The following is a 22,428-nucleotide window of genomic DNA, read 5'->3' on the forward strand; positions in this document are numbered from 1 at the left end:
ATATAATAGACAGGTCTTTATTATGCTTAGCAACAACTAATGTTTGTTTTTCATCGCCAGTATATTGTCGGCTAGAGCCAGCCCCAAACGTTGATAACCACTTGGGGTGAAATGAACACCATCATTTCTTGCCAGTCCCTGACTGATCCATGATTTCATGCTGCATTCTCCGCCCATTGCTGCTTGCCAGTCCCAGTATAATGTGTTTTCTGTGGCTGCCACTTCTCTTTGCATATTTTGCAATTCGGTCAGTTTAGGTGGGCGTGTACCACAAGGACCAGCGGTATTTTTAAGACTTTCTGGTGCGCCCAAAATCATAATTGAGCTTTTAGGAGAAGCAGAGCGAATCTGATTAATCACCGTGACTAAAGTTTGTCTAACCGATTCAATATCCATATTGTTATAAGCTTCGTTTGTACCGTAAGCAAGAATAACCAGATCAGGAGCGATGACATTTAGTTCATTTTGCCATGCTTGAGTATTCCATCGGTTCCATTGATTGAGCTGATAGCCATTGATACCCAGCGCAGAAAATACCGCACCCTGATGATTACTATTACGCGTCCAGATTCCACCGATGGCGGTATGAAAATTCATCCCAGCTGAGATGGTAATAGGAAACTGAGCATTAAACCGACTGAAATGCCATTGATTGTCTTTGCGCTTAGCCGACAACACAATATGACGGCCATTGGCATCGACAATATTCAATGGATCATCGTCAGCACCCTGACGGATACTAACAATAACCGTTTGTTCTGCCTCAGGGTCTCGAGTTTTAATAGTCAATTTGGCTCCCACAGAGGGCACAGCAATCAGTCCACCTAGACTGTAATCCTGATTTTCTTCCGTTCGGCTCGATATGGCGCGCCAGCCTTGGTTGCTATAGCTAAACCGAGCCAGACGCATACCAGGAAACTGCGTGGGCATAGCCCAACCAGCACCACCATTACCCAATTCTTGCTGTAATCGAACACGGGCTACTTCAGTCATATAATCAGCGGCAGTGTGTGAATCACCCAGCTGTACAATATTAATCTGCTTATTTTGTAGAGCTTTGGTTACCTGATTGACGGGTTCTTCCTGATGAGGTTTTCTACTATGAGATTGTTTCGGTTGCTGAATTGGATCAACCGAACATGCTGTCAGCAAGAGTATGCAGCTAAAAATACTTAATTGTTTTCTAAAGCTCATCAGTTTTACCATCCGCACCAGTTTGTGGCGAAATGTTGAAACGATCGAAAATATGTTTCGCAATAATTTTTTGTCCCTGTAAAGAGAAATGTATGCCATCTGCACTACGGGTTTTAATTTTATTTCCATTTTCTTCCATCAGTATATCACTGAACTCAGTTCCATTATTTCCTAATATCTCTCTGGTATCAATAACATAACCATGATTTTTACTCACTTCATCATGAATTAGTTCGCGTAAATAGACCATCTGTTCATTCAGTTTACCACGACGCATATTTGGTGGAGTGAGCCATAGCACCGTCACTTGATGTTTTTGCGCATGATCGATAATGCTTTTTATCCGTCCACGGTAAATGCTTTCCCATTCTTGAGTTTTAAAGCGGATGAAGCTGCCCCCATTAGGGTTGGGCATATCCCATGGATCATTTGGACCCAGAAAGACCACCAATATTTTAATATTGGCATTGTTATTTAACGTATCTTTGATGGTTTTGTCCCAATCAAAGAAGCGGGTATAGGTTAGACCTGTACTTTGTTTGCTCAGATTGACTGATTTAATCCCATACTGTTCACTCAGCCACCTTTGCACATGAGGCGCGACACCTTGCATCATAGAATCACCCGCAAAAAACACCTGATCATTCTTATCCAAAGAGAAATCCATTTTTAAAGTATTTTCTTTAATGACTTTCTGTGCAATTTGCTGCCGATGCTTCTCTTTTTCCGCTTCTTCCAGCTTTTTCTGTGCTAGAAAAGCTGGCGTATAAGCATAATGATCATTAAAGTGTGCAATCAGATTTTGATTAAAATCATTTATGCTTTGGTTTAATGTACTGATATTTTCATTCAGGAGCGTACCGAATAAAGCACCTTTGTGCCATAACTTCGAAGACTTAAGCTGACTAAAGTCTACATTTCGATGATAAGTCAACTGAATATACGCACTGATAGAATTTTGCATTAACCAAACTAATACCAAGGTAATGCTGGTCACGGCGATGAAAACAAAGCGAAATTGTTGTTTATTGCTGCGGGTACCAGTTTGTTGAGTTTGTTCTGTAGCCGGCTCAGCCACGGGCATCACAACGGTATTGCTAATTTTAGGACTGACCGTGGTGACCGTTTGGCTGCGAATGTATTTTTTACGCTGTTTTTGTCTTCGGTATGCAGGTAATTTTCGTCGTTTAGAAGTTTGCATAGATAAACCCCGGAATGCCTGCAGGTGCGCAAATGATGGCAATGATAAGAATCAGTAATAAAGGCAAAATAAAGCGATAACGCGGTAATGTTTCAGAGTGGTTATAAAAATAGTTATACAGTTTGACCAAGTGCGGATAAATCAGCCAGGCTAGTAAAAGTATCCCTATGAAATAAAAAGGATTGTTAGTCAGAGGGAAATTAATAGAGTTATGATACAAAGATTCAAAAATAATTACGGCATCATTTAAGGTCGGTGCGCGAAAAAATACAAAGCAAAAGCACACAAAGTGCACAGTAATAACCACAGCTAACACTTTACCTAGCCAACCTGATTTTTGCAGACTGTTTCTCGCCTCTTTTTCTGCACATTTTCGTACCCGCATCACGATGCGGTCAGTAATGTTGAGTAAGCTCAAACCAGTGCCGTGTAATGCTCCCCAGATGAGAAAATGCCAGCCATTACCATGCCACAAGCCAGAAAGTACCATTGCGATGAGCAAATTGATCTGCGTACGAAAAAAGGATTTTTTACTGCCACCCAGCGGAATATAAATGTAATCCCTGATCCAGGTGGAAAGACTGATATGCCAGCGCGCCCAAAATTCACGAATATTATGCGCCAATAACGGAGCACGGAAGTTAATCGGTAATCGGAATCCGAGTAATAAACCCAAAGCCACCATTAAATCACTGTAGCCGGAAAAATTTAGAAACAGCTGTACGGTGTAGCCGTAGATAGCAGCAAGAATTTCTAAACTATGGTACTGCGTTGGGTTGCTAAAGACCGGATCTACCCAGTTTTCAGAAATCCAACCTGAAAACCACCAAGTTTTCATTAAAGCAGTAACGATCAGTATTAAAGCCAAGGTGGGCGCTATAATGCGTCGACGTTCTCTGACATGGATTTGAGTGACCATGCCTGTAGGCTGATTGTCAATATCAGTCAGTTGAGTAGCATTGTAAGCACGAGCAATGGGACCAGCAGTGATGGTTGGAAAAAAACTCAGGTGCAGAGCTAATCCCGGCAAAGTAAACATTTTGCCGGTCACATTAGTTTGCTTTCGGTTTTTGTATAAACTTGATAAATAGCTGATCGATTGAAACGAGTAATACGAAATCCCCAGTGGCAAAACAATACTGAATAAATAATTCATATCCAGTACATTATCAGGTAAGTGATCAGAGACATGTGCGCGGAAAAAGTCAAAATATTTCCAAAAGGCAAGATTGAGTAATGTAACAGTTATGCCGAAGATTAACCAACGTTTGAAATGCGCACTAATTTTGATGCGTATGGATACAAAATAGATCAATACTGTATAAACGATCAGCAGCAAAAGAGCCAGTAGACTGCTGGCTTTGTAAATGACAAAGTAACTGCTGCAAAGGAGCAAAAAATTTTGAATATATGGCTTGGCTGCAGCTAACCAGTATAGGCAGAAAAGGAGAATGAAAAACAAGCCAAATTCTAATGATATAAAACTAAACATACATGAGATCTATTTAATAATACCTATTGAATACTTCGGAATACTGGTGGACATCATCTTAGGAGGGAAATAGACCACTTGAGCAAATTGAAAGTACTTCAGTCCTTAACCAGTTGATGGATGATCCTGTCTGTTTGAGGTGAAGTCTTTTGTACTCTTCAAACAAATTAAATCAATTAGCACTTAACCCCTTAACAGCCACTTGATCAACAATGAAGTCTTGGTTTGGATTTCATTAAATTGACTTGGTAATGTTGGTTGAGTATTGCTTAAATTTTCTAGCTTAAAATATTCCACGCTATTCATTTTTATGGAAATTTTAGCGGCTTTATACAGTAATATTGCGTTTGTGTAAATATATGTAATGTAATAGCTACGCCTAAAACACTTTCATATATTGATTTTAAACAAAATATTTTTGTATCAGCAGATTTGCAGTAAACGCATAAGCGCTAGACAAACTGCGCTTATTTAATCCATGGGGTATGTTTTTCATGCTTGACCTTAACATCAGGTTAAGGTTTAAGCTGTTATCGTTACTTAAAATTTTGTGGTTAATCAGGTTAAAAGTTATGCATAATCATCATGCCGAAGAAACTTGTCATCATCATCATATTGGTGAGCATAGCCAGGATAAGAAAACTTTAAAAGTATCGCTGTTTATCATTGCCCTTTATATGTTGGTGGAGTTGGTCGGTGGGTGGCTAACCAATAGTTTGGCGTTACTGTCCGATGCAGGCCATATGTTTTCAGATGCTTTGGCCTTATTGCTGTCTTTGGTGGCGTTTCACATCAGTGAACGACCAGTTGACCAGCGCCAAACCTATGGTTATCGTCGATTCGAAATTATCGCCGCGGCTATTAATGGTTTGGCCTTAGTGATTATTGCCGTTTTAATCATCTATGAGGCAATAGGGCGGTTTATACATCCCCCACAAATAGCGACATGGGGAATGCTCATCATCAGTGCCATTGGCTTACTCATCAATATCATTGTGGCGTGGTATATGCATCGCAGCACCGAGATTAAAGACAATGTCAATATGCATGGTGCTTTTCTGCATGTCATGGGCGATTTACTCGGCTCTGTTGGCGCCATCGTTGCCGCCATACTCATGATGTTGTTTGGTTGGAAATGGGCTGATCCGGCAGCCAGTATTTTGGTAGCTTTATTAATTGCATTCAGTGGATATGGCATTTTAAAAACCACCATGCGCATTTTGATGGAAGGGACTCCGGATGAAATGGAGCTGGAGCAACTCAGTCAGGTCATCCTGACCATACCAGGTATCTTAGCGGTACATGATTTACACGCATGGACCATTACCAGCAACATGAATGCTTTATCGTGTCATATTGTTGTTGATGGCAACTTAACTGTGTCTCAGGCAGAAGAGTTGGTGAATGAGCTCACTGAACAATTGCACAAACACCATATTCATCATGTAACGGTGCAGACTGAGAGTAGCCAACATAAGCACGGTGAAGATTTATTGTGTTGCCATAGCGAAAATCACCATCATAACCATTAAATTTGAAGGCTTATTGCTATGACACAAAAGCGTTGTCACTGATCATCATTTATTCGCACGATGCATAAATTAAATGGCTTTTAATTTGACTGCCCATCTACTTTAAATGACAGCTTGTGGGGTTAAAAAAGGATGGTTTTGTCCGAACTTTAACTTTGCTACAAGTTTATTTTTAATAATACATGAGCAATTTTTTATGATTAGATTCAATTTAGTCAGTGTGTAGCAGATTAATGAGTAGGTTATTTTGCTTCTTGGCACTTATAGGATGAATATGCTTCGAATACTTATTTTATGGATACTCGGGTTTTTGGCCATCCCCGTTGCATACAGCCAGACTTTTCTCAATGATAAGGCGGAAATGACAGCTTATGTCGGACACGTATTGCATCAGGATTATGACCAAGTTCGAATGGTATACCGCGACAACAACACTAAAGACACTGACTCTACCTTTCCACAAGTTAAAGCCATTAGTGTCGATGAACAAGAAGTGGTTTTATCTGCTAAACAAGTTAAATTGCTGAACCAATTATTAATCAATACCGCTTCTTATTCAAATCAATTGTCGGGATTAACCCACAGGGATATAGAATTTATCTATTCTAAAAACGGTTCAGTGATTTTGAAGATTCTGGTTTCTTCAATCACTCGAGACATCAGTGTAATTGGAACCAAAGAAGTATTGAGAAATCGTATATCTGATAACCTTGAGCAATATATCATCCAGCTTTTTCATCAGCATAAATTGGCGACTAACGGTGAGCAGATTTTTACTGAGTTTTGAAACGCTTAGAAAATCGTGGCCAAAGATAAAATTTCGTTTTAGATGAGATAAAAATTCTTATTGTTAACGCTTTACTTATCCACTATCAGAACTAATCGAATCAATCCAATATAACAGTAATAACATGACCAGCAGATAGAGTACGCTAATCTGAGCGGCACCATTCGATTGATCCTGAATAAGCTGAAATTAAGATAATGTATTTAGATTCAATCTTGGCTTGAATGGGTATTCATGTAATGGACACAAAAGGTGGATATCATTACCACCTAAAACTCACTATAATTGGTTCAGTTATCAGAGCTGAGCAAAACTGACTGTAACTAAATCAAAATATTTTCCTGCTTAAATATCAAATATAATTCAATTTTGGTTTTTTTTCGGATGTTTTGGTGTCAGGTAAATCAAAAATCATCTCTGCGAGTCTAAAGAGAGTTTTTATTTAGATTCTTCAAATGATAAATTATTGATAATATACATTGCTCGACAAGTTAATCAAAGTTGACAACTTAATAGCTTGAATTAACAAAGCGAATAGCCTTTAGAAACAATTATTCATGGAAAGAACAATGATCAAAGCTGTTTTATTCGATCTGGATGGTACTTTGGCCGATACGGCGTTGGATCTTGGCGCTGCGCTGAATCGAGTGTTGCAAAAGCATGGTTTGCCAAAGCAGCCAATGCAGGCGATCCGTCCTCTAGCCAGTCATGGCGCATCTGGTTTAATTGAATTAGGCACGGGCATCAGTAGAGATCAGGTTGAACATGCCGCATTGCGACAAGAATTTCTGGATGAATATGAATTATGCTTTGCGGATCAAACAGTCTTATTCGCTGGGGTAAATGATTTATTACGCGCTTTAGCTGAAAAAAATATCAAATGGGGCATTATCACCAATAAGCCACAACGTTTTACTGATCGCCTCGTTCCGCAACTGGGATTGGAAGTCAACCCCGCCATTGTTGTTAGTGGTGATACCACTTCTGCGCCTAAACCAAGCACCATCCCCATGTTTTATGCCTGCGATCAAATTCAAGTAGCTGCCAGAGATTGTTTATACGTTGGTGATGCTGAGCGTGACATGCAAGCAGGCAAAAATGCGGACATGCACACTGTGTTAGCTAAATGGGGTTACATCGCGCAAACTGATCAAATCCAAACTTGGCCGGTGGATCATTCTATTGATCATATAGGGCAAATTTTAACTATTGTTGATACGCTTAATGATCATGCAGGGGGAAGATAATACCTCTAATCGTCCGCCGTTCTTTAGGACAATGTAGTTGATTATCAGTTTGACTATTCCAGAATAGAACCGCAAAAGGGCAGTTCCAAATCGGTTTTATCAAGCATAGAGTTCAGCATAAAAAGTCAATTTTACTAAACCTAGAGCTATTAACCGAAGCGCAATGGCGGTCACCAAGACAAATAAAGATTAGCCAACAAGTCACTTATCCGTAAATAAAGTTTTTATCGTTTCGGAATTCATTTAGAAATAAGCACAGGATCAACTCTTAAGCAATGAGTTGCAATTCATTTATATACACTTTATAAAAATTTTAAACTTGCTGAACGAATCGCGCAAAAATACCGAGAAATAAACAATGATGGCGACAATGAAGACAAAATTGTTCATTCTGCCTCATTAAATAGTATTTTTATTGTCGGTGCAGGCTCTACCATTACTAAGAGCAGTACTACCCATCATACGAGCAATACTACTGCTCAAGTACAGCCTGATATAGAACAGGCTTTAGATGAAGAAGTCTCTACACTGCAAACACCAGTTGATAAGATTGTGCAGTACGAAAAATACATCATAAAGAAACCAAGAAATCATCGCTAACCTAATACATTTAATTGTCATTCTCATGGTGGTTTTATTGCAAATGTATTGAAAAAGTTTTACATTGGTTAATTATGCAGCTTTAGTTCGATGAGTTGTGCATTGATCGATTTAATTTAGATCTAAGTATTCAATTATTTAAGGAAAAATGATGAAAACGATTGGTTTAATTGGTGGAATGAGTTGGGAGAGTTCTCTAGAGTATTATCGACTGATTAATCAAGACGTACGGCTGCGGCTCGGTGGTAATCATTCTGCGAAAAGTTTGATGTGGTCTGTAGACTTTGCTGAAATTGAAGAATTACAGCATGCAGGCAAGTGGTCTGAGCTTACGGATAAAATGTGTCAGGCAGCACAGAATTTGCAAAAAGGGGGCGCTGATTTTATTGTTATTTGTACCAATACCATGCATCGTATGGCTGAGGAGGTTGAGGCGAGTATAAGCATACCTTTATTACATATCGCCGATGCCACGGGTAGCGAGATTCAGCGAAAAAATATTAAAAAGGTTGGTCTGCTGGGAACTGAATTTACGATGAAACAACAGTTTTACACAGGACGGTTGGCGGAAAAATTTGCGCTGGACGTCATCATACCGAATGATGAAGACTGTCAAACTGTGCATCGAATTATCTATCAAGAGCTGGTGGCGGGTGTGATTAAAGAAGAATCCAGACAGCAGTATCGGCAGATCATGCAAAAACTTGTGGATAGAGGAGCAGAAGCGATTATTCTGGGGTGTACAGAAATTATGTTATTGATTTCACAGGCTGATAGTGTGGTGCCTATTTTTGATACAACAGCGATTCATGCTAAAGCTGCTGTTGATTTGGCTTTAGCCTAGACTGAATCTATTTTTTGCTGACAGAATGACTATTTGGATGTTGCTATTGACTTCTTTAAAAAGAACGTCATGGATTTAATATTCAAATAGTATATAAAAAGAAATACCGATAAAAAATACGATGGAATTAACAACACTTATTTTTAAACACGAGTTTAATCAAGCAAAAAATTGAATCCTGTTTAATCAACCCAATTTAAATTTTATTATTACTCAAGCAAATAACCTCTTTTAGCAGCAAAAGATTCTGCAAATATTGCTATGGCAGAATTTCTACTGAACAATGGAGCAGACCCTAATTTTTGGGATTCTGGTAGCAATACACCATTAATAGAGGCGATTGAAACCGCAGTTAAAAATAATGATTATTTGGAAAGTTTTAAAGCAGAACCTAACTTAGACATAATAAGGTTGTTATTAAAATATAATGCCGATATTAATTTAAAAGAGAATTTAGCAACAACACTTAAATCTTTTGCTAAAAATGAGCATATACCATCTATAAATTATGTATAGATATCTCAAATGTTAAATATTAATTTCGAGCTAAGCACAACATAATTTTTAAGAATAGATATGTTTGTTGAGACTAAAATGGATTCTTTTCGAAAGAATTTGCTAAAACCATAATCTAAAATGGGATTATGGTATTAAGTCGTTAGTTGAATTGGAAAACTGGATAGAGTAAATTTAAAAGTGGATTTGAACTAAAAAAAACTCTAAATTATTGGATTGATTGACAATATATATAGCAGAGACTTATTGGAAATAAATAGGTGGTAAATGTGATATGGATTTAGAGAATAAAGAAAATGCTTATTATCATATGCTTGCTGTAGCAATTTTTAATGATTAAGTTAAACCGGCTAAGAGAATGTTTTAGCCGGTTTAACTTAATCTGTGAGCCGATTTCTTAACCAGCGTACTGCTGCCACAATTTCATGAGCACATAAGCCGATTGGTCCAATCTGATTGAGTGCGAGTATTTCTGCTGCAAGCCCATGTAACCACACCCCACCATTGACAGCCTGTTCAGGCGGAATGTGTTGTGCCAATAGGCTGCCAATGATGCCAGATAAAACATCTCCTGACCCAGCGGTAGCCAATCCGGGATTACCGCTTTGATTTTGGCGGATTTGACCGCTTGGTGAGGCGATCAGGCTATGGTTACCTTTTAACACCACCCATGCTGCAAACTGCTCTGCCAGACGGCTGACAGCTTGATGCCGGTTACTTTGTATTTCTGCAATGCTACAGTGCAGTAAACGCGCTGCTTCTCCCGGATGGGGTGTAAGAACAAGACAACTGGGTTGTTGGTGAGTGATTAAGTGTGGCTGTTGTGCCAGAATGTTGAGCGCATCAGCATCCAGAAGAATTGGGCTAGGGGACTTTTGCAGACATTGTGTTAGTAAACGCTGTGCCGTGCTATCGGTGCCCAAACCGCAACCCATTACCCAAGTTGTCACATCTTGGCGTGTGAGCAGGTGCTCCGCCGTATTGAGCATGAGTTCGGGTTGGTTGGCTATGACGGCGAGGGGAATATCCGCTTGCTTAAAACCTAACCACACTTTACCGCATCCACTGTTCAGTGCAGCCGATCCAGCCAATATAATTGCCCCAGACATGCCCGCTTGCCCGCCCAGGATCGCCACGGTGCCATACGTGCCTTTATGACTTTCAGCTAAACGTGCCTGACATAAGGCGGGAAAAGATAATTTTGCGTGCCGCTGCCATTGATGTAGCAGTTTGCTCTCTATGTGAAAATGATTCATGTTATAACCTGCTGCTTGGAGTCTGGCTCTATATTATTGAAGAATAATCTGATCCAGCAATGCATTTTTCAATTTTAACTGTTGGCGTGTATCAGCTAATTCAGGTGCATACACTAAGAAACTGTCTTCAACACGTTCATCCAGCGTGGCGATTTTGGCAAAACGAATGCTGATATTCAGTTCAGATAGAACAGCGGCAATATTGGCCAGTAAGAAGCGGCGGTTGGTGGCAATGATATCTAAGCTATACCAACCCGTGGTTTCTTCTTCATAAATATCTATGCGCGGAGCCAACGGCATATGGCGACTGCGTCGACTCAATATGGCTGGTTGTTGGCTGCTTAGGCTTAGCTGATTATTAACAAATTGGTTCAGCGCCAGATCTAAGGTACTTTGAATGGACAAATAATCTTGTTTAAGACAGCTATCGGGAAACTGCACAATAAAGGTATCGAGAATAAAATTATGTTCGGTAATATAAGCTCTCGCCGCCAAAATGTTCATACCATTATGGCTAAAAATCGAGGCCAGTTCGGCAAACAATTTCGGCCGGTTAGGCATATATATCATTACTTTGAGGGTATTGGTATCAGGTAGCAGCTGACTATGTGTTTGTGCTTGTTCTTCATAATTGATCAGTTTGGAAATATGCCACAAAATATCAATCCATTCATGACGAACGAAATATGCCTCTCCAAGTATGTGCCAGAGTTTGCGTTGCTTAGAGGCTTCAACGTTACATTTAGTTAGTGCCTGAATAGCCAGCTGCTGGCGATCGGTGATGATGGTTTCAGGATTGTTCTTTTGCCCGAGCAATTGATACAACGTGGCTTTGTATACATTTTCCAGTAAGCTGGCTTTCCATGAATTCCAGATTTTTGGATTGGTACCGCGTATGTCGGCCGTGGTGAGCAAAAATAACGCATTCAGCCGTTCTGGGGTTTTGACGCGTTCAGCAAAGCGTTTCACTACGGTGGGATCATTAATGTCTTCTTTTTGAGCGGTCATGGACATCAATAAATGGTCTTGTACCAACCAGATGAGTAGTTCTGCATCTTCTGCATTCAAAAAATGATCTGCAGCAAAACGTTGAGCATCAATCTTGCCCTTTATCGCATGATCACCACCACGTCCTTTGGCAATATCATGAAATAATGCCGCCAAATACAGAATATGTTTTTTGGGAAAATCGTGCATTAAGGTTGAGGCAAAGGGTAGTTCATGACTGTGCTGATCCAATGCCAGCCGGCGCATATTGCGGACAACCATGAGAATGTGATCATCAACCGGATAGATGTGAATGAGATCATTCTGTAATAAGCCGACAATTTTATTCCATTCAGGTAAATAGCAACCCAATACCCCATACAGATTCATAAATCGCAACAAATGGGTCAAACCTTCGCCATGCTTGAAAAACTTCAAAAAGCTTGCCCGATGTGCTGGATTTCGATAAAAGTCTTCGTTGACCAGTTCGTGCACTGCTGACCACCATGCACGCAGAGTTTGCGGATAAAAACCAATCACGTCATTGTGAGCCTGAGCGATATGCAAAATAGTAAAAATATGGCTGGGTTCACGCCAGAATATGCGCTCATCTTTACAAGCCAGTAAATTACCCACTTGATAATAGTTTTCATCCAGTTCAACAATGACTCTCGGTAAAGAGGCATAAACTCGATCGCGCAACATGGGCAGAAATATACCGCTCAGCTGTTTAACCCCTTTTGTTGCCCGATAAAAATCGCGCATCAGTTTTTCACTAGCGGGAGAAGATGGCTCACCCATGTAACCCATATTTACAGCTACTTGATTTTGCAGATCGAATATTAGCCGATCTTCCGCACGATTAGCCGCCAGATGTAAATCAATGCGGATTTGAGCCAGAGTAATCTGACAGTTCAATAAAAGCTGAACTTCATTGCGGGTCAATAAGCCTTGTTTCATTAATAGTTGCAACCGTGGCGGGAGTCCCTGTACTTTAGCCAGCCACAGCAAAGTATGAATATCACGCAGACCACCCGGCGCGGTTTTAACATTCGCCTCCAATAAGGTTGCTTCTCCAGCGGTTTTAATATAACGCTGTTGTTGTTCTAAAATTTTCCCTTCAATAAATGCGGCCACATCGCGTTGTAAATCTAACTGTGAAATCAATTCGGTTGCCAGTTGAGCTTGTCCACAGATATAGCGACTTTCCAAAAAAGCAGAATCACCGGTCAGATCTGCTTTGGCGCTGTCACACAGTTGCGCAATGGTGCCTACTTTGGGAGCGGGTTGCAGATGAAAATCCCACAGGGTCTGAATAAATAGACCAATTTTTTCTTCTAAACCCTCGTCGAGTTCCTGTGCACAAACAATAGCAATATCCATATCCGAAAAAGGATACATTTCACAGCGCCCAAATCCGCCAATAGCCAATAAGCACAACGGTTGATCCTGAAAAAATTCCCGCCACAATAACGTCAAGGTTTGTGTAATGGCTTCATCATATTGTTGGAAATAAACGTAGGGCAGTCTTTGCTGGCGATAAGCTTGCGCGGCAGCGGCTTTTTGTTGCTGTAAATCCTGCGCCAGATGCGCTATGACATTGTTATTGAGCATAATTAATGGCTTTGAGCTTGGGATTGAAGATAAGCATTGTGAACCGGTATGATTTGACGCAACCGTGCTTCGTCAATTGCACTGGCTATCTGATCCGGACTGCTTTGATTCTGGGCAATAGCTTGGGCATCAATATTGCTGGCAGCTGCCAGTAATTGCAGCCAATGTTGGTGTTGCGGGTACTGCTGATGTTCAAAACCCTTTCTGCCACGAATGTCAGCCAGACAAACCCGTAGAATTTTTTCAAAACGTTCTGGTCGGCGAAAAGCATCGGTTTTTTTTAGTATGTTCAAAATGGTAGCTGGCTTAAGCTGGCTTACGCTATGGATGCGAATGTGATAGGTACAGCTCAATACAGCCAGTTGTGCGCAGGCCTTAGGGATGTGCCAGCGACGATTCAGATTTTCTAGAGGTTTTATGCCGGCCAAATCATGACCATAGTGATGAGGTAAAACATGCTGTGGCGTGCAAGCTTTACCCAGATCATGGGTTAAAGCTGCATAACGTTCTTCTAAAGAATAATCATGATCGGCTGCATATTGCAAAGTCAGCAGGGTATGTTCACCGCTATCTACTTCTGGATGGTAGTCAGCCCGTTGTGGCACGCCAAAGAGCGCATCTAATTCAGGCAAAATGATTTTTAAGGCACCACATTCCCGTAAAGTTTCTATCATTAGCCTAGGTTGCTGCTCCATCAAACCTTTAGATAGCTCCTGCCATACCCGTTCAGCGACTAAAGCGGCTACTTCGCCATTTGCAACCATTTTTTGCATTAAGATCATGGTTTCTGGTGCAATGCGAAAACCATAGCGCGCTGCAAAACGGGCAATGCGCAATATACGCACGGGATCCTCAGCAAAAGCAGGGCTAACATGGCGTAATATGCCTTGTTGTAAATCTTTCAGACCATGATAGGGATCAATCAAATTGCCTTGAGCATCTTCTGCCATGGCATTGATGGTTAAATCCCGACGCATTAGATCCTGCTCTAAAGTGACATTGGGATCTGCATAAAACTGAAAACCGCCGTAGCCAGCTGCGATTTTACGTTCAGTTCGTGCTAAAGCATATTCTTCCTGCGTCTGCGGATGTAAAAATACCGGAAAGTCTTTGCCAACTGGTTTATAGCCAGCATCCAGCATATTTTGGGCTGTAGCACCAACTACTACCCAATCGCGATCAGTTACAGCTCGCTGTAAATATTTATCTCTGACGGCTCCCCCAACCAGATATATATCCATAATATGTAGTCTGTCATTAATCCATTCAATTGCAGATATTGTGCCGTAGTTCGCAGGGAATGTTAAACACTATTTAGCTATTTTTATTTATACAGCAGCTGCTTTAAGCAGTAGTACGCATGTTCTTACAGATCGGCATTTGACGATCTTAATATGTTGCTGGATATCTAAGAAGATGATTCATTTATTTAGGCAGAGATAAATCATGTGAGTGACGGTAATTGTGCTATGAAGATCGTTTCAAATCACATCAAAAGCCAACTTTTAGAGCCAGATCAAGACAATTATTTGTGTGGAATTGTATATTACGCTACAATATTCTTAATAATATTTATCACTCAATTAATAATTTTATCAATTTATCTGTTGTTTTAAATACTTGTATTTTTCACTTTTGAAAGTAAACATTCATGCAGTTTTTAGATCGAATAGTTACCTTAATTCTTAGCGGTATTATGATAATTGGGGTTTATCAGTTTTATTTTTTCACCCAGCGTTTTACGGCAAATCGAGTTAAAATTTATAACTCTCCTTTGGATGAAAAAATCCCTTACTGGCCTATATGGTCTTGGGTATATAGTTTTCTATATTATCCGGCAATTTTGTATCTTAATTGGATCATTGTCGATATGCGCCAATTCACCATGATCGCGCTGACATTTGTTTGTTTAATGTTTTTACAAATGATGTGCTTTGTCGCATTTCCAGTTGCCACGCCGGCCCACTGGCGCACTATCAATCAAGGCAAAACCGCTTCGGAAAAATTTTTGCAATTGGTACAGAAATATGATGACAGCTCAAATTGCTTTCCCAGCATGCACGTTTCTGTGGCTACTCTGACCGCTATGTTTGCGCTCCCCACACTTGGTCCGGTGGTTTTTTTATTTCCGACCCTAATAGGCTTTTCCTGTCTCTTCACTAAGCAACACTATTTTATTGATTTGCCCTTTGGAGCATTGCTCGGCTGGCTAGCCTATCAAGTTTATCCATTTGTAATGCAAGTTTAATCAGACTTTGACTACAAAGCAGGAAAATAATTAGCTCCAAGTTGAATGATCAAATTAACCAAAAAGGGTGAATCACTACAGGATTCACCCTTTTTTGCACAAGATCTCAATTTCACTTCTCAATACCGTCTGACTTAATGTTTGCTATCAGGTGTTCTATTAATGAGTTTCCATGAATTACCAGCATGTTGAGTTGGCGGTAATTTTTCATGATCTTTAGTGGTGACGAAGTTTTCGATAGCATGGCCATGCTGATCAACTTCCTGATAGATGCCACCATTGGTACCTGTGTTATCACCTGGTTTTAAATTACTCATTTTAAGTTTCCTCTATAGAAGGTTGCGAATAAACGGACAACAATGCTTATATTAATAAGTATTTGAAATAATGCAAGTTTTTCGCAAATATTTAATATAATGAACTCGAATTAACGACATGTATCTTAGTGTTAAGAATAAAAGGATGATGTTGAACTTTGATCAGAATAGAAGCATCTTGCTGTTATGGCATTCATTGCTCCTTAGGTGAAGCATTGGGGTCAGATTAATGCAAAATCATGGCTTAGCAATGGATATCACTTTGATCCTGAGAATGCAGGTCATTTTCGGTTACAATAACTGTTTGGATTAGCAATGGTAGGACCAAGCATGAGCCGAAAAGCTGTGTGTGAATATTTGAATACCCAAGGTTTAAAATTGCCGGCAGAAGAAGTTGAAATGGCGGTGCTTGCTGCGCAAACAGTGTTGCACATGGCACAGGCTGAAATTGACCACTCGGTATTATTTCATCAGGATGATCAAACTAATCTGACGCAAAAACTGGGCATTAATGAGCAGCCATCTGCTGTACGAGATAAAGTGGATTGTTTGACTGCTACAGATGACAGTTTGTCAATGATGCGTCAGTTGTTTTTAGCCATCGATTCCTGGTATAGCCGTCATCGCAATCTGTCTGTCGGCTTATATTTAATGGAGAAGCATGAAACAGATCATTATTTGCTACGGCTGGTTAATCGAGGGGAGATTCTACCGACGTACATTCACTGCGATGAGCAGCAAATGCAGCTTAATCTGTTTGTGCGAACCGCTTTTACCGGCTGGTTATATCTGATTGAAGACATCAATGAATGGCTGCAAGATGGTAGCTTGACAGGCACGCAAACAGGGCTCAGTCAGTTATCTTTGCCCGTCAATGATGATGAAGGACGGGTAATTGGCGTGATTTTTGTGTCGCACGAGACTATAGAAGCTTTTAACACCACTCAATTGATAGACTGGATCGGCATGGCAATTGCCATCGAGCCGCTCATGGTTAATCTGCATGCTGTTGTCAACGCAGCAGCCACCAGAGGAATAAATGATGACTCATACCGAATACAATAAAACTACAGATAATTGTCCATTGCGCTTTGTAGACTCCTGTCGATTGCCCACGCAATGGGGTGAATTTACCATGTATGGTTTTGAAGATGTGCGCTATGGACAGGAACATATCGCTCTGACATTAGGTAAAGTAGATGCTCAACCAGCTGTACTGGCTCGAATTCATTCTGAATGTCTGACTGGAGATGCATTGTTTTCCAAACGCTGTGATTGTGGTCCGCAGCTACAAGCAGCAATGCAAGCAGTTCAGGCAGCTGGGCAGGGTATTATTGTTTATTTGCGGCAGGAAGGGCGCGGAATAGGTTTACTGAATAAAATACGTGCCTACCATTTGCAGGATGAAGGCATGGATACGGTCGAAGCCAATCTGGCTTTAAACTTACCCATAGACGCCCGCGATTTTAATTTGGCCAAATATATATTGGAGTATTTGGGTGTGCAGAGTATTCGTTTAATGACTAACAATCCCCAAAAAGTGAGCACGATGCAGCAAATGGGTATTGAGGTCACGCAAAGAGTGCCTTTGCATGTTGGTATTAATGATGAAAATGAACATTATCTGCATACTAAATTCACTAAAATGGGACATTTTGCCGATTAAAGGGACAGTATCTAAATGGTACTGAATAATTTTCTATCCCTGTTCAGTTTTTGGCTATTGCCATTTAACCTGCAAAATTAATTTCTTTTGCCTTACTCTGATAATGTCAGCGCTGGATATGGCTAACTGGATATCGCTAAGAAGTTAGGATTAGATACACAGCGCTATCCGGCTAGCTGGGTGCGAGATTGATTGGATTGGTAACAACTGAATAGCTTACAGCTAGAGATTAAGGTTTTAATAGCTAACCAATGCGGGCGCTCAAATAACTTAGATTGATGTATCACAGCCTAATTGAGATAAGTGATGCGTGTAGACACCAAAATAGCGACTTGAAGTCGCTATTTTGATTAACTAAACAACCGCTCCAAATCAAGCTGCTTGAATATTGGCTGCCTGTTTACCTTTTGGTCCGGTAGTCACATCGAATGATACACGTTGACCTTCTTTTAAGGTTTTAAAACCATTCATGTTGATCGCAGAGAAATGAGCAAACAAATCTTCGCCACCCTCATCTGGAGTAATAAAACCAAAACCTTTAGCGTCGTTAAACCACTTAACAATACCAGTTGCCATGAAACTTCCTATACTAAAAAACAAGATAAAGAACAAGATTCAGACATAAAGGCCAACAAAGTAGTGCACAAACGAACAGTTTTTTGTAAGCAATATATGTCTAACTTGCTTAAGTAACCTTTTTACATAGGTTAAGAACTAACGTCAAGTAAGCTTACCGAAAAATGATAAAATTATTAAAACCGTTACTAAAAACCCACAGATACATGTAAATATACGCATAATGTCAACTACTAATATACAAACTATTAGCCAGAAACAAAAAACCGTGTTACACCCACCCAAATTTTTGGGGAAAAACTGATGAACGCTGAGTTGGCCAAAATGATTGATTCAGTAAAAATGTTATTACAAACCCTTGGATACTCATCAAGATAAACATAATGTCGACCACTAATATACAAGCCATCAGTCAGAAACAAAAAAACCGAATACGTCCGCCGAAAAAATATCTGGTGATGTTGTTAAATGATGATTTCACCCCGATGGAATTTGTGGTGAATCTTCTTATGGAGATTTTTCATTTATCATCCACTCAGGCCATTGCTGTGATGTTGTTGGTGCATGAAACGGGTCAAGGGGTGTGCGGTATTTATCAAAAAGATGTGGCTGAAACCAAGTGCCTGCAGGTGATTAAACGAGCCACCTCAGCCGGGCATCCGCTTCAATGTATTATCAAAGAGGCGTAAATATTCCTAACCAAACTGATTAAATAGTAAACTCTGGTATAAATTTACTTGAGTCTTGCGATTTGCATTATAGTGATTTAAGAAATTTTATAGATGGAAAACATTATGTTACAGGCGTCAACAGGAGGATGGAAATGATTTCAGCGCGATTAGAAAAGATTCTACAACATATATATGCTGAAGCGCGCAGCCAAGCATTCGAATTCATTGGCGTTGAACATTTACTGTTGGGTCTTGTACAAAAAAGTGATGAAGTTGCCGAGATTTTGGCAGCGCTTGGGGTCGACAATGCTGTATTGGCTAAAGAATTACAGCATAATATTTTGGAAAATACGCCAATACTTCCTGCCAATTCAGCACAACAAGAAGAGTTGCAGCCAACGATTGGTTTTCAGCGCGTATTACAGCAGGCGATTTTTCATGTTCGTGCAACTGAAGCAAAAAGCGAAGTCACCCCAGTGGATGTACTGATTGCAATTATGTCGGAAAAGGATAGTCATGCTGTCTACTGTCTGGAAATGCAATCGGTCAACCGGTTGGATGTGTTGCGCTACCTGACCTTAGGCAAAAATGCAGCCGAAATTGAAGCAGTGACCACAGAAAATTCCGCTCCTGAATCCACTAAAGCTCTGGATCAATATACGATTAATTTGAATAAAGAAGTTCTGGCCGGACGTGTTGATCCTTTGATTGGTCGCGCAGAAGAAATGAAGCGTTTGATCCAAACCTTATGCCGACGGCGCAAAAATAATCCTTTACTGGTCGGTGAGGCCGGAGTAGGTAAAACCACCTTAGCAGAAGGTTTGGCTTATCAGCTGGTGCACGATAAAGTTCCTGAGGCGATTAAAGGATCAGTGGTGTTTTTACTGGATATGGGGGCCTTGCTAGCCGGTACCAAGTATCGAGGCGATTTTGAGGCTCGCCTTAAAGCCGTGATTCAAGAATTGGGCGAAATGGATAAGGCGGTGCTATTTATTGATGAAATTCACACCATTATTGGTGCCGGAAGTGTGTCTGGCGGTACGATGGATGCTTCCAATTTATTAAAACCAGCTTTAGCTAAAGGCAGTATGCGCTGTATCGGTGCCACAACCTATCAAGAATTTCGCACCATTTTTGATAAAGATCATGCTTTGAGCCGTCGATTTCAGAAAATAGATGTATTGGAGCCAACCATTCCCGAGACCATTCAAATTTTACAAGGTTTACGGCCGGCTTTTGAACATTACCATCAAGTGCGTTATACCCGTGAAGCATTAGAAGCCGCGGCAGAGCTGTCAGCACGCTATATTAATGAGCGCTTTTTACCCGATAAAGCGATAGATGTGATCGATGAAGCGGCGGCAGCTCAGAAAATACAACCGAAATCAAAGCAGCGCAAAACCATTGGCAAAGCTGAAATTGAAGCAATTGTTGCCCGTGTGGCACGTATCCCAGAAAAAACAGTTTCACATGATGACAAGCAAGTTCTTCGCCATCTGGCTGAAAATTTGAAAGCCAAGGTATTTGGACAAGAACAAGCGATCGATACCTTAGCTGCAGCCATTAAAATGGCCCGCTCAGGTTTAAACCAACCAGATAAACCTATTGGTAGTTTTCTGTTTGCCGGTCCGACAGGAGTGGGTAAAACCGAGGTAGCCAGGCAGCTGGCCGAATTACTCGATTTACCGTTATTGCGTTTCGATATGTCGGAATACATGGAACGGCATGCTGTATCACGTCTGATCGGCTCTCCACCGGGTTATGTCGGCTTTGAACAAGGTGGTTTGTTAACCGAATCTATTTCTAAGCAGCCGTATTGTGTGCTGCTGCTTGATGAAATTGAAAAAGCGCATCCGGATATTTTCAATGTGTTATTACAGGTTATGGACTATGCCAAGCTCACTGATAACAATGGTCGAAGTGCTGATTTTCGTAATGTGATTTTGATTATGACCACTAATGCTGGTGCAGCAGAATTGGCCAGACCAGATTTTGGGTTTACTGGACAACGTGAACAAAATGACAGCATGGCTATTATTGAGAAAGCGTTTACGCCAGAGTTTCGTAATCGAATAGATGCGATTATCCCCTTTGCACCATTGAATAAAGAGGTGATTGCTAAGGTAGTCGATAAATTTCTATTGGGGTTGGAACAGCAGCTATTGGCGAAACAGGTTGTGGTGGAATTCACTCCGGCGCTACATGAGTATCTAGCTGAAAACGGCTTTGATAGCGCGATGGGTGCACGACCCATGCAGCGTTTGATTCAGGAGAAAATCCGTAAAATTCTGGCTGATGAGCTATTGTTTGGTCATTTAAGTGACGGAGGCGAAGTATGCATTGATTATGATGCCGCCACTAAGCAAATTCAGCTAGATTTTTCACTCTCTTCGCGACTGAGTCAGCAAAAACAACATGCTTTACCTATGCACGATAGCTAAATAGCAAACTTTTATGTATTGGGTCAGTGGCAGCTAAATGATGTGATTATTGAGGGTTGAATAATTTAAAGCTGAAGACCGTCTAGATTACTTATCAGTATACAAAAATTTAAGTGTGCTTTTGGTTATGAGTAATGGATTAAAGAGAGACTTTGCCGGCGAAATATCGATTTAGCCTCCATAACACCTTTCATTTTTCAAATAAATGATGCATTAATCTGATTAAAAGGTGAGCAATTGATTATTGAATGGATTTCAATTCCAAAATCAAGGTATGTTAAACATTCAATTATTAATAAAGCATATTTAATTCACGTTTTTGGGTAAATGCTTAATTTAGGAATTGTATTTTATCTTCTGTTGTTTAGAGCTTGCATTTAACTTTAGCAGGATTGCGCTGGTAAGATATTTAACCCCATGAAAAAAATTGGATTTTAAAAGCTCAATATTTTTGAGCTTTTAAATCATTAAGTGATAAATGATTATCACCATAATTTTTGCGGAAATAATTGATCATAAAGTATGCTGAATAATTAAGTGCATATTAATAAATATTAAAGTAAATAACTGAAGTGATGAAATATTACATTAGCATTACGCGTTCAATTGTGTTCATTTGATGGTTATATAGAACCATGCGCTCTTCTAATATGGATCTTTCCTAGAATATTGATATTTGAATCTGGATGAAAAAAACAATGCAAATAGCAAAAGATTTTCAACAGCAATTTCCGTCACTCAGAAATCAAATTTAAAGAGTTCAATTTAATTCATAATTTGAGGTAAATGGTGATCAGGGCTGGATAGTAATCGGGGAATCCGAACTAATTTGGACAGATGTATGAATTTTTTTTATATTATTTCCGATGAATCTGGAGAAGTAGAATACACGATGAATGAATAGGAAGTATAAAGGGACATTTTCCGTTATCCGATTCGACATGGGATATGTTCACTCATGAGGATTTCGTACGTTTGAATCACGGAGAATGGGATGTTTATTACTTTAGATGATTTGACAACGCATAAAAAACCGTGAAGGCGGATAACAATGTTAAATTATGTTTGAATTTCTGTTAACAAATCTGTCAGGCAGTGTAATCAGTAAGTTTTAAGTTTTCATTTCACCTAAGAATGTTTTTGCAGGCGATCTTTGCATAAAAAATTTAATGCAGAAAAATTACCGATATAAAGTGCCAAACATTGAATTTTCTAGGGAAATCAGAATTGCCAAAAAAA

At 40.0% G+C, this 22,428-nt stretch carries 18 protein-coding genes and 1 pseudogene; 11 read left to right on the forward strand and 8 right to left on the reverse strand.

Features of this window, described 5'->3' with window-relative positions:
• Positions 1-36: 36 nt before the first annotated feature.
• From J3U68_RS04775 to J3U68_RS04785, 3 genes are read right to left on the reverse strand one after another with little or no spacing between them, the layout of a single operon-like run.
• Positions 37-1,194, reverse strand: a complete 1,158-nt coding sequence (locus tag J3U68_RS04775) for an SGNH/GDSL hydrolase family protein (RefSeq protein WP_267375192.1) — start codon at positions 1,192-1,194, stop codon at positions 37-39.
• A complete protein-coding gene (locus J3U68_RS04780) occupies positions 1,184-2,395 on the reverse strand; it encodes a DUF459 domain-containing protein (RefSeq protein ID WP_267375193.1) in 1,212 nt (403 codons plus the stop codon). Before J3U68_RS04780 ends, J3U68_RS04775 begins: the two co-directional genes overlap by 11 nt.
• Positions 2,382-3,887 carry an MBOAT family O-acyltransferase gene (locus tag J3U68_RS04785; RefSeq protein ID WP_267375194.1) on the reverse strand — a complete coding sequence of 502 codons (1,506 nt, stop codon included), beginning with the start codon at positions 3,885-3,887 and terminating at the stop codon, positions 2,382-2,384. The genes J3U68_RS04780 and J3U68_RS04785 overlap by 14 nt, the downstream gene beginning before the upstream one ends.
• 572 nt (positions 3,888-4,459) lie before the next feature.
• Between J3U68_RS04785 and J3U68_RS04790 the strand changes: the two genes are divergently transcribed.
• From J3U68_RS04790 to J3U68_RS04810, 6 genes and pseudogenes are all read left to right on the forward strand, one after another.
• On the forward strand, positions 4,460-5,419 hold the full coding sequence (locus J3U68_RS04790; RefSeq protein WP_267375196.1) for a cation diffusion facilitator family transporter: 960 nt from the start codon (positions 4,460-4,462) through the stop codon (positions 5,417-5,419).
• A gap of 274 nt (positions 5,420-5,693) precedes the next feature.
• Positions 5,694-6,206 (forward strand): hypothetical protein, encoded by a 513-nt coding sequence (locus J3U68_RS04795; RefSeq protein ID WP_267375197.1) that lies wholly within the window; start codon positions 5,694-5,696, stop codon positions 6,204-6,206.
• A 569-nt stretch (positions 6,207-6,775) separates the two neighbouring features.
• A complete protein-coding gene (locus J3U68_RS04800; RefSeq protein WP_267375198.1) occupies positions 6,776-7,453 on the forward strand; it encodes an HAD family hydrolase in 678 nt (225 codons plus the stop codon).
• A 751-nt stretch (positions 7,454-8,204) separates the two neighbouring features.
• Positions 8,205-8,897 (forward strand): aspartate/glutamate racemase family protein, encoded by a 693-nt coding sequence (locus tag J3U68_RS04805; protein WP_267375200.1) that lies wholly within the window; start codon positions 8,205-8,207, stop codon positions 8,895-8,897.
• 243 nt (positions 8,898-9,140) lie between these two features.
• Positions 9,141-9,194 (forward strand): annotated as a pseudogene (locus tag J3U68_RS10620) (hypothetical protein); the annotation flags it as partial.
• Positions 9,174-9,413: a hypothetical protein gene (locus J3U68_RS04810; RefSeq protein WP_416384655.1), complete on the forward strand. Its 240-nt coding sequence runs from the start codon at positions 9,174-9,176 to the stop codon at positions 9,411-9,413. The pseudogene J3U68_RS10620 and the gene J3U68_RS04810, both read left to right, overlap by 21 nt.
• Before the next feature lie 377 nt (positions 9,414-9,790).
• Here J3U68_RS04810 and J3U68_RS04815 read toward each other — a convergent pair whose 3' ends face one another.
• Genes J3U68_RS04815 through J3U68_RS04825 form a run of 3 tightly spaced genes read right to left on the reverse strand, consistent with a single transcriptional unit; the run spans position 9,791 to position 14,511 of the window.
• Positions 9,791-10,669 carry an NAD(P)H-hydrate dehydratase gene (locus tag J3U68_RS04815; RefSeq protein WP_267375202.1) on the reverse strand — a complete coding sequence of 293 codons (879 nt, stop codon included), beginning with the start codon at positions 10,667-10,669 and terminating at the stop codon, positions 9,791-9,793.
• A 33-nt stretch (positions 10,670-10,702) separates the two neighbouring features.
• Positions 10,703-13,270, reverse strand: a complete 2,568-nt coding sequence (glnD, locus tag J3U68_RS04820; RefSeq protein ID WP_267375203.1) for a [protein-PII] uridylyltransferase — start codon at positions 13,268-13,270, stop codon at positions 10,703-10,705.
• Between the two features lie 2 nt (positions 13,271-13,272).
• Entirely contained in the window at positions 13,273-14,511 is a 1,239-nt protein-coding gene (locus tag J3U68_RS04825; RefSeq protein ID WP_267375204.1) for a multifunctional CCA addition/repair protein, read from the reverse strand.
• Positions 14,512-14,921: 410 nt separating this feature from the next.
• Here J3U68_RS04825 and J3U68_RS04830 point away from each other — a divergent pair, with 410 nt between their 5' ends.
• Positions 14,922-15,518: a phosphatase PAP2 family protein gene (locus J3U68_RS04830; RefSeq protein ID WP_267375205.1), complete on the forward strand. Its 597-nt coding sequence runs from the start codon at positions 14,922-14,924 to the stop codon at positions 15,516-15,518.
• Positions 15,519-15,652: 134 nt separating this feature from the next.
• Here J3U68_RS04830 and J3U68_RS04835 read toward each other — a convergent pair whose 3' ends face one another.
• Positions 15,653-15,835 (reverse strand): hypothetical protein, encoded by a 183-nt coding sequence (locus J3U68_RS04835; RefSeq protein WP_267375207.1) that lies wholly within the window; start codon positions 15,833-15,835, stop codon positions 15,653-15,655.
• Positions 15,836-16,165: 330 nt separating this feature from the next.
• Here J3U68_RS04835 and J3U68_RS04840 point away from each other — a divergent pair, with 330 nt between their 5' ends.
• Together J3U68_RS04840 and ribA are read left to right on the forward strand one after the other, a co-directional pair.
• Positions 16,166-16,900, forward strand: coding sequence for a hypothetical protein (locus J3U68_RS04840; protein WP_267375208.1), 735 nt, complete (start codon positions 16,166-16,168; stop codon positions 16,898-16,900).
• Entirely contained in the window at positions 16,878-17,501 is a 624-nt protein-coding gene (gene ribA / locus J3U68_RS04845; protein WP_267375209.1) for a GTP cyclohydrolase II, read from the forward strand. Before J3U68_RS04840 ends, ribA begins: the two co-directional genes overlap by 23 nt.
• Before the next feature lie 372 nt (positions 17,502-17,873).
• On the opposite strand, the gene J3U68_RS04850 is transcribed toward ribA, so the two are convergent.
• Entirely contained in the window at positions 17,874-18,077 is a 204-nt protein-coding gene (locus J3U68_RS04850; RefSeq protein ID WP_025330479.1) for a cold-shock protein, read from the reverse strand.
• Positions 18,078-18,460: 383 nt separating this feature from the next.
• Between J3U68_RS04850 and clpS the strand changes: the two genes are divergently transcribed.
• Positions 18,461-18,766 carry an ATP-dependent Clp protease adapter ClpS gene (clpS, locus tag J3U68_RS04855; protein ID WP_267375211.1) on the forward strand — a complete coding sequence of 102 codons (306 nt, stop codon included), beginning with the start codon at positions 18,461-18,463 and terminating at the stop codon, positions 18,764-18,766.
• Positions 18,767-18,900: 134 nt separating this feature from the next.
• Positions 18,901-21,189, forward strand: coding sequence for an ATP-dependent Clp protease ATP-binding subunit ClpA (clpA, locus tag J3U68_RS04860; protein ID WP_267375212.1), 2,289 nt, complete (start codon positions 18,901-18,903; stop codon positions 21,187-21,189).
• Positions 21,190-22,428: the final 1,239 nt, after the last annotated feature.

The organism is Snodgrassella sp. B3882, from assembly GCF_026535915.1.
Classification (GTDB): Bacteria; Pseudomonadota; Gammaproteobacteria; order Burkholderiales; family Neisseriaceae; genus Snodgrassella.